The sequence below is a fragment of the Alphaproteobacteria bacterium genome (genome assembly GCA_015231795.1).
In the GTDB taxonomy this organism is placed as follows: domain Bacteria; phylum Pseudomonadota; class Alphaproteobacteria; order Rhodospirillales; family WMHbin7; genus WMHbin7.
Genome location: JADGAX010000005.1, coordinates 240,003 through 246,506 on the forward strand (window position 1 = coordinate 240,003; position 6,504 = coordinate 246,506).

The 6,504-nt window shown below is 62.2% G+C and carries 15 protein-coding genes; all 15 read right to left on the reverse strand.

The genetic code is table 11. From position 1 onward, the window contains the following. Positions 1–11: 11 nt before the first annotated feature. Positions 12–557 (reverse strand): 50S ribosomal protein L5, encoded by a 546-nt coding sequence (gene rplE / locus HQL44_12610; protein ID MBF0269422.1) that lies wholly within the window; start codon positions 555–557, stop codon positions 12–14. 11 nt (positions 558–568) lie between these two features. Further along, the gene (gene rplX, locus HQL44_12615; GenBank protein MBF0269423.1) at positions 569–886 is read right to left on the reverse strand and encodes a 50S ribosomal protein L24; all 318 of its coding nucleotides are present in this window, start codon (positions 884–886) and stop codon (positions 569–571) included. Further along, positions 886–1,254, reverse strand: coding sequence for a 50S ribosomal protein L14 (rplN, locus tag HQL44_12620; GenBank protein ID MBF0269424.1), 369 nt, complete (start codon positions 1,252–1,254; stop codon positions 886–888). The genes rplX and rplN overlap by 1 nt, the downstream gene beginning before the upstream one ends. Positions 1,255–1,275: 21 nt before the next feature. After that, positions 1,276–1,527 carry a 30S ribosomal protein S17 gene (gene rpsQ, locus HQL44_12625; protein MBF0269425.1) on the reverse strand — a complete coding sequence of 84 codons (252 nt, stop codon included), beginning with the start codon at positions 1,525–1,527 and terminating at the stop codon, positions 1,276–1,278. A gap of 12 nt (positions 1,528–1,539) precedes the next feature. After that, the gene (gene rpmC / locus HQL44_12630) at positions 1,540–1,743 is read right to left on the reverse strand and encodes a 50S ribosomal protein L29 (protein MBF0269426.1); all 204 of its coding nucleotides are present in this window, start codon (positions 1,741–1,743) and stop codon (positions 1,540–1,542) included. A gap of 1 nt (position 1,744) precedes the next feature. Continuing rightward, positions 1,745–2,161 (reverse strand): 50S ribosomal protein L16, encoded by a 417-nt coding sequence (gene rplP / locus HQL44_12635; protein MBF0269427.1) that lies wholly within the window; start codon positions 2,159–2,161, stop codon positions 1,745–1,747. Positions 2,162–2,173: 12 nt separating this feature from the next. After that, entirely contained in the window at positions 2,174–2,866 is a 693-nt protein-coding gene (rpsC, locus tag HQL44_12640; GenBank protein ID MBF0269428.1) for a 30S ribosomal protein S3, read from the reverse strand. Continuing rightward, a complete protein-coding gene (gene rplV, locus HQL44_12645) occupies positions 2,866–3,246 on the reverse strand; it encodes a 50S ribosomal protein L22 (GenBank protein MBF0269429.1) in 381 nt (126 codons plus the stop codon). The genes rpsC and rplV overlap by 1 nt, the downstream gene beginning before the upstream one ends. Positions 3,247–3,248: 2 nt before the next feature. After that, the gene (gene rpsS / locus HQL44_12650; GenBank protein MBF0269430.1) at positions 3,249–3,527 is read right to left on the reverse strand and encodes a 30S ribosomal protein S19; all 279 of its coding nucleotides are present in this window, start codon (positions 3,525–3,527) and stop codon (positions 3,249–3,251) included. A gap of 12 nt (positions 3,528–3,539) precedes the next feature. Beyond that, positions 3,540–4,376, reverse strand: a complete 837-nt coding sequence (gene rplB / locus HQL44_12655) for a 50S ribosomal protein L2 (GenBank protein ID MBF0269431.1) — start codon at positions 4,374–4,376, stop codon at positions 3,540–3,542. Positions 4,377–4,380: 4 nt separating this feature from the next. Next, positions 4,381–4,698 (reverse strand): 50S ribosomal protein L23, encoded by a 318-nt coding sequence (locus HQL44_12660; protein ID MBF0269432.1) that lies wholly within the window; start codon positions 4,696–4,698, stop codon positions 4,381–4,383. Continuing rightward, positions 4,695–5,315, reverse strand: a complete 621-nt coding sequence (gene rplD, locus HQL44_12665; GenBank protein ID MBF0269433.1) for a 50S ribosomal protein L4 — start codon at positions 5,313–5,315, stop codon at positions 4,695–4,697. The genes HQL44_12660 and rplD overlap by 4 nt, the downstream gene beginning before the upstream one ends. A 6-nt stretch (positions 5,316–5,321) precedes the next feature. Continuing rightward, entirely contained in the window at positions 5,322–6,050 is a 729-nt protein-coding gene (gene rplC / locus HQL44_12670; GenBank protein MBF0269434.1) for a 50S ribosomal protein L3, read from the reverse strand. Between the two features lie 16 nt (positions 6,051–6,066). Next, on the reverse strand, positions 6,067–6,375 hold the full coding sequence (rpsJ, locus tag HQL44_12675; protein ID MBF0269435.1) for a 30S ribosomal protein S10: 309 nt from the start codon (positions 6,373–6,375) through the stop codon (positions 6,067–6,069). 34 nt (positions 6,376–6,409) lie between these two features. Continuing rightward, the coding region (locus HQL44_12680; protein ID MBF0269436.1) for an elongation factor Tu at positions 6,410–6,504 on the reverse strand (95 nt) is incomplete at its 5' end.

Below are 6,504 nucleotides of genomic sequence, written 5' to 3' on the forward strand. Positions count from 1 at the left end.
ACCCTACCGGATCAGTTGGCGAAAGGCATGTCGAAGCCCTTGAGAAGCGCCTTGCACTCCTCGTCGGTCTTCGCGGTGGTCACGATGGCGATATCCATGCCCCGAATCTTGTCAACCTTGTCGTAGTTGATTTCGGGGAAGATGATCTGCTCTTTCAAGCCCATGTTGAAATTGCCGCGCCCATCGAAGCACTTGCCCGAGATGCCGCGAAAGTCGCGGATGCGGGGCATGGCGATGTTGAGCAAGCGGTCCAGGAATTCCCACATGCGCTCGCGGCGCAGGGTGACCGTGCAGCCGATGGGCATGCCTTCGCGGATCTTGAAACCCGCGATCGCCTTCTTGGCCTTGGTCACCACGGGCTTCTGACCGGTAATCGCGGTCAGTTCCGCCACCGCCAGATCGATCTTCTTGGAATCGGCGCTAGCTTCGCCGACGCCCATGTTGATGACGATCTTCTGCAAGCGCGGAACCTGCATGACATTGGTGTAGCCGAACTGCTCTTTCAGAGCGGCCTTCACCTTGGATTCGTAAATATCCTTGAGGCGGGGATGCGCCATGTTCCTCTCCCTCAGCGGTCGAAGGACTCGCCGGTGCGCGAGGATACGCGCACCTTGCGGCCGTCTTCGAGAATCTTGAACGCAACCCGGGCCGGCTTGCCGTCCTTGGGGTCAATCAGGGCGAGGTTCGACAGGTGGATGCCCGCCTCACGCTCGACGATGCCGCCTGGATTGGTGGCGCTTGGCTTGGTGTGACGCTTCATCATGTTCACACCCTGCACGACGGCGCGGCCCTCGGTGGGAGAGACGCGCAGAACGTCGCCCTTCTTGCCCTTGTCCTTGCCTGCGAGCACGACGACGTGATCGCCCTTTTTGATTTTGGCAGCCATTACAGCACCTCGGGAGCCAGCGAAATGATCTTCATGTACTTCTTGGCCCGCAATTCGCGCGTGACGGGTCCGAAGATGCGCGTGCCGATCGGCTCGCCTTGCTTGTTGATCAGCACAGCCGCGTTCTTGTCGAAGCGGATGGCGGTTCCGTCGGCGCGGCGAATTTCCTTCGAGGTGCGCACGATGACGGCGCGATGAACGTCGCCCTTCTTCACGCGGCCCTTGGGAATGGCCTCCTTGATGGAAACGACGATCACGTCGCCCACTCCGGCCACACGGCGCTGCGAACCACCCAGCACCTTGATGCACATAACCCTGCGTGCGCCTGAATTGTCGGCGACGTCCAGGTTGGACTGCATCTGGATCATATCGGTATCCCTTCCTTGTCCTTAGGCCTTGGCCGTGGCGCCGTCTTCGGGCAACACTTCCCAGGTCTTGGTCTTGGAGATCGGCTTGGTTTCGCGGATGCGCACCACATCGCCCATCTTGCACAGGTTGTTTTCATCGTGCGCGTGATACTTCTTCGAGCGCTTGATGAACTTCTTGTAAATCGGGTGCATGACGCGGCGCTCGACCTTGACCACGATGGTCTTGTCCATCTTGTCGCTCACCACCACGCCTTGCAAAACGCGCCTCGGCATCGTTGCTTCTCCTTACTTCGCGGCCGTCTGGGCCTTTTGGCCCAGAACGGTCTTGATGCGGGCGATCTCGCGGCGCACTTCGCGCACGCGGGACGTATTTTCCAACTGCCCGGAAGCCTTCTGGAAGCGCATGTTGAACTGCTCCTTCTTCAGGCTGACCAGCTGTTCCTTCAGCTGATCGGGCGTCTTGGCACGATGATCGGCTGCCAAAGTCATCTTAAGCCTCCATCATGCGGGTAACGATCTTGGTCTTGATCGGCAGCTTGGCGGCGGCCAACAGGAACGCCTCGCGGGCGATGGTGTCGGACACGCCGTCGACCTCGAACATGATGCGGCCCGGCTTGACGCGAGCCACCCAGAATTCCGGCGAACCCTTGCCCGAACCCATGCGGACTTCGGCGGGCTTGCTCGACACCGGCACGTCCGGGAAGATGCGGATCCACACGCGGCCTTGGCGCTTCATGTGGCGCGTGATGGCGCGGCGAGCGGCTTCGATCTGGCGGGCGGTGACGCGCTCGGGTTCCATGGCTTTCAAGCCGTGCGAACCGAAGTTGAGCGAGGTGCCGCCCTTGGCCAGACCCTTGATGCGGCCCTTGTGGGCCTTGCGGAATTTCGTGCGCTTTGGACTAAGCATGGATCAAACCCTTTACGCGGTCACGGAGCGGGCCGGCGGCTGGCCATCCAGGGCCTGCCGTTCGGTCGCCATGGGGTCGTGCGCCATCACTTCGCCCTTGAACACCCAAACTTTGACACCGCAGGTGCCGTAGGTGGTCTTGGCGGTCGAGACGCCGTAATCAATGTCGGCGCGCAGCGTGTGCAGGGGCACGCGGCCTTCGCGATACCATTCCATGCGCGCGATTTCGGCGCCGCCCAAACGGCCCGAACAGTTGATCCGGATGCCGAGCGCGCCCAGACGCATCGCCGACTGAACGGCGCGCTTCATGGCGCGGCGGAAGGAAACGCGGCGCTCCAGCTGCTGGGCGATGTTCTCGGCGACCAGTCGGGCGTCGAGTTCGGGCTTACGGATTTCCAGGATGTTGAGGCTGACTTCGCCGCCCGTCATCTTGGACAGTTCCTTGCGCAGCACCTCGATGTCGGCGCCCTTCTTGCCGATCACCACGCCGGGGCGCGCCGAGTGCAGGGTAATGCGGGCCTTCTTGGCGGGGCGTTCCACCACCACCTTGGCCACGCCGGCCTGAGCCAGACGCTTGTGCAGATATTCCTTCAGCTTCAGGTCTTCCATCAGCATCTTGCCGTAGTCGTTGTCGGCGAACCAACGCGAATCCCACGTGCGATTGATGCCGAGCCTGAGGCCGACCGGATTGACTTTATGACCCATCAGACCTTCTCCTTGCGCTCACGCACGACGACGGTGAGATTGCTGAACGGCTTCTCGACGCGTCCCGAGCGGCCACGGGCGCGGGCGTGAAAGCGCTTCATGACAATGCCCTTACCAACAAAAGCCTCGGCCACCATCAGACGATCAACGTCGAGCTGGTGGTTGTTTTCCGCATTGGCGACCGCCGACTGCAGCACCTTCTTGACCTGCACCGCGATGCGGCGCTTCGAGAAGGTCAGCTGCGACAGCGCATTGGCCACCGGCAGGCCGCGGATCGATTCGGCGACCAGATTCAGCTTTCTAGGGCTGGTGCGGATGGACGACGCGAAGGCTTTCGCCTCGTTGTCTGCCAGATCGCGTTCAACGGCTTTCTTGCCCATGGTTACTTCCTCTTCGCCTTCTTGTCGGCGGCATGGCCGTGGAACGTGCGGGTCGGCGAGAATTCGCCGAACTTGTGGCCGATCATGTTTTCGGTCACCAGCACGGGGATGAACTTCTGTCCGTTGTAGACACCGAAGGTCAATCCCACGAATTGGGGCAGAATGGTCGAGCGACGCGACCACATCTTGATCACTTCATTGCGGCCCGAAGAGCGCGCCTTTTCGGCCTTCTTAAGAAGAAAGCCATCGATGAACGGGCCTTTCCATACCGAGCGAGTCACGGTCCCGTCTCCTTATTTCTTCTTAGCTTTGTGACGGCTGCGAACAATCATGCCGTCAGTGCGCTTGTTGTTGCGAGTCTTCTTGCCCTTGGTCGGTTTGCCCCAGGGCGTAACCGGGTGACGGCCGCCCGAGGTGCGGCCTTCGCCGCCGCCATGCGGGTGATCGATCGGGTTCATGGCGACGCCGCGAACGTGCGGGCGCTTGCCCAGCCAACGCTGACGTCCGGCCTTGCCCAGCGAGATGTTCTGCTGGTCGGGATTCGACACGGCGCCGACGGTGGCCTTGCACTCGCCGCTAACCAGGCGAAGCTCGCCGCTCATCAGCTTGACTTGCGCGCGTCCGGCGTCTTTGCCAACCAACTGGGCGTAGGTGCCGGCCGAACGGGCCATCTGTCCGCCCTTGCCGGGCTTCATCTCGATGTTGTGAATGATGGTGCCGACCGGCATGCTTTTCAGCGGCATGCAGTTGCCGGGCTTGATGTCGGCCCGCTCGCTCGACAGCACGGCGTCGCCGACGCTCAAGCGCTGCGGAGCCAGGATGTAGGCCAGTTCGCCGTCCTCGTACTTGACGAGCGCGATGAAGGCGGTGCGGTTGGGATCGTATTCCAGACGCTCGACGGTGGCCGTCATGTCGATCTTGTTGCGCTTGAAGTCCACCATGCGGTAGCTCTGCTTGTGCCCGCCGCCACGGAAACGCACGGTGATGCGGCCATGGTTGTTGCGGCCGCCCGACGAGGTCTTGCCTTCGGTCAGCTTCTTCTCGGGCTTGCCCTTCCAGAGACCCGAACGGTCTACCAAAACCAGCTGGCGCTGGCCGGGCGTGGACGGCTTGAAGTTTTTGAGTGCCATGGCGTCAGATTCCCGTCGTCACGTCGATGCTCTGGCCTTCGGCCAGCGTCACCATGGCTTTCTTGACGTCCGAACGGATCGCCTTCCTGCCACGGAAACTTTTGGTCTTGCCCTTGGCGACCAGGGTATTCACCGCCGTCACCTTGACATTGAAGATGCCTTCGACCGCCGCCTTGATTTCGGGCTTGGTGGCCGACAGCGGCACGCGGAAGGTCACTTGGCCGTGCTCCGACCCCATGGTGGCCTTCTCGGTAATCACCGGAGAGCGCACGAGATCGTACATACGCTCCTTGGACAGCTTGACTTCGATCTTGCGGCTCATTTCAGGCGGGCCTCCAGAGCTTGCACAGCATCCTTGGTCAGGACCAAAGTGTCGCGGCGCAGAATGTCGTAAACGTTGGCGCCCTGGCTGGGCAGCACATCGATGCCGATGATGTTGCGGGCGGCGCGGGCGAAGCCCTCGTCAACCGCCAGGCCATCGACGATCAAGGCCGAGTTCCAGCCCAGCTTGGTGAAACGGCTGGCCAGTTCCTTAGTCTTGGCGTCGCCGATGCGGGCCATGTCCAGAACCACCAGCTTGCCGTCGGCGGCCTTGGCCGACAGAGCGGCCTTCAGCGCCAGCTTGCGCACTTTCTTGGGCAGGTCGAAGGCGTGCGAACGGGGCTGCGGTCCGAAGATCACCGCGCCGCCGCGGAACTGCGGGCTGCGCAGCGAACCCTGACGAGCCGAACCCGTGCCCTTCTGCTTGAAAGGCTTCTTGGTGGTGCCGGAAATTTGCGAAATGCCCTTGGTGGCATGCGTGCCGGCTTGGCGCTTGGCCAGCTGCCAGCGCACCATGCGGGCCAGAATGTCGGGGCGCTTGGGCAGGCCGAAGATCTCTTCCATGAGATCGACCTCGCCGACCTTAGCGGCATCCAGGTTGATGACGTCGCACTTCATGGCGGCTTAGTCCTTTGTCTCTTCGGCGGCTTCAGCAGCGGGTGCGGCTGAGGCTTCGGCAGCGGCCTTGACCGCGGCGGGGAAAGGAAGGTCCTTGGGCAGCTTCTTCTTGACCGAGTCCTTGATCAGAACCCAAGACCCCTCGGCGCCGGGCACGTTGCCCCGGATCAGCAGCAGGCCTTCGGCGTCGTCGGCGCCCACCACCTTCAAATTCTGCGTGGTGATGCGCTTGTCGCCCCAATGGCCAGCCATCTTCTTGCCCTTGAAGGTCTTGCCCGGATCCTGACGGTTGCCGGTCGAACCATGCGAGCGGTGCGAGATCGACACGCCGTGCGAGGCTTCGAGACCAGCGAAATTGTGGCGCTGCATGACGCCCGCAAAGCCGCGGCCCTTCGAGGTGCCGGTGACGTCGACGAACTGGCCGGCCACGAAATGGCTGGGCAGAACCTCGGACCCCACCGGGATCAGGGCGTCCGCCGACACGCGGAACTCGACCAGCTTCTTCGAGGGTTCCACCTTCGCCTTGGCGAAGTGGCCGCGCAGAGGCTTGTTGACGTTCTTGACCTTGGCCTTGCCGATTCCCAGCTGCACGGCGGTGTAGCCGTCCTTGTCCTGGGTGCGGTTGGCCACCACATGGCAATCCGTCACCTTCAAAACCGTCACGGGCACATGGGCTCCGTCTTCGGCGAAGATGCGGGTGATGCCAAGTTTCTGGGCGATGAGACCGGTACGCATATCGGTGGTTCCGTTCCTAGAGCTTGATCTCGACGTCCACGCCGGCGGCGAGGTCGAGCTTCATCAGCGCGTCCACCGTCTGGGGCGTGGGGTCAACGATGTCGAGAAGACGCTTGTGCGTACGGATTTCGAACTGCTCGCGCGACTTCTTGTCGACGTGCGGGCTGCGGTTCACCGTGAACTTCTCGATGCGGGTGGGCAGCGGGATCGGCCCGCGAACCTGGGCGCCAGTCCGCTTGGCGGTGTTGACGATCTCGCGCGTGGACTGGTCCAGCACGCGATGATCAAACGCCTTCAAGCGGATGCGGATGTTTTGGCTTTCCATGACTGAATGCCTTCCTTCTACCCAACCCTAACGACTACTCGATAATCTTGGCGACGACGCCGGCGCCGACCGTGCGGCCACCCTCGCGGATGGCGAAACGCAGGCCTTCGTCCATGGCGATGGGGGCGA

What these genes read in the sequence shown, in the direction of transcription:
- rplE (MBF0269422.1), bottom strand. Translation starts at nt 557, where the DNA reads ATGGCGCATCCCCGCCTCAAGGATATTTACGAATCCAAGGTGAAGGCC.
- rplX (MBF0269423.1), bottom strand. Translation starts at nt 886, where the DNA reads ATGGCTGCCAAAATCAAAAAGGGCGATCACGTCGTCGTGCTCGCAGGC.
- rplN (MBF0269424.1), bottom strand. Translation starts at nt 1,254, where the DNA reads ATGATCCAGATGCAGTCCAACCTGGACGTCGCCGACAATTCAGGCGCA.
- rpsQ (MBF0269425.1), bottom strand. Translation starts at nt 1,527, where the DNA reads ATGCCGAGGCGCGTTTTGCAAGGCGTGGTGGTGAGCGACAAGATGGAC.
- rpmC (MBF0269426.1), bottom strand. Translation starts at nt 1,743, where the DNA reads ATGACTTTGGCAGCCGATCATCGTGCCAAGACGCCCGATCAGCTGAAG.
- rplP (MBF0269427.1), bottom strand. Translation starts at nt 2,161, where the DNA reads ATGCTTAGTCCAAAGCGCACGAAATTCCGCAAGGCCCACAAGGGCCGC.
- rpsC (MBF0269428.1), bottom strand. Translation starts at nt 2,866, where the DNA reads ATGGGTCATAAAGTCAATCCGGTCGGCCTCAGGCTCGGCATCAATCGC.
- rplV (MBF0269429.1), bottom strand. Translation starts at nt 3,246, where the DNA reads ATGGGCAAGAAAGCCGTTGAACGCGATCTGGCAGACAACGAGGCGAAA.
- rplB (MBF0269431.1), bottom strand. Translation starts at nt 4,376, where the DNA reads ATGGCACTCAAAAACTTCAAGCCGTCCACGCCCGGCCAGCGCCAGCTG.
- HQL44_12660 (MBF0269432.1), bottom strand. Translation starts at nt 4,698, where the DNA reads ATGAGCCGCAAGATCGAAGTCAAGCTGTCCAAGGAGCGTATGTACGAT.
- rplD (MBF0269433.1), bottom strand. Translation starts at nt 5,315, where the DNA reads ATGAAGTGCGACGTCATCAACCTGGATGCCGCTAAGGTCGGCGAGGTC.
- rplC (MBF0269434.1), bottom strand. Translation starts at nt 6,050, where the DNA reads ATGCGTACCGGTCTCATCGCCCAGAAACTTGGCATCACCCGCATCTTC.
- rpsJ (MBF0269435.1), bottom strand. Translation starts at nt 6,375, where the DNA reads ATGGAAAGCCAAAACATCCGCATCCGCTTGAAGGCGTTTGATCATCGC.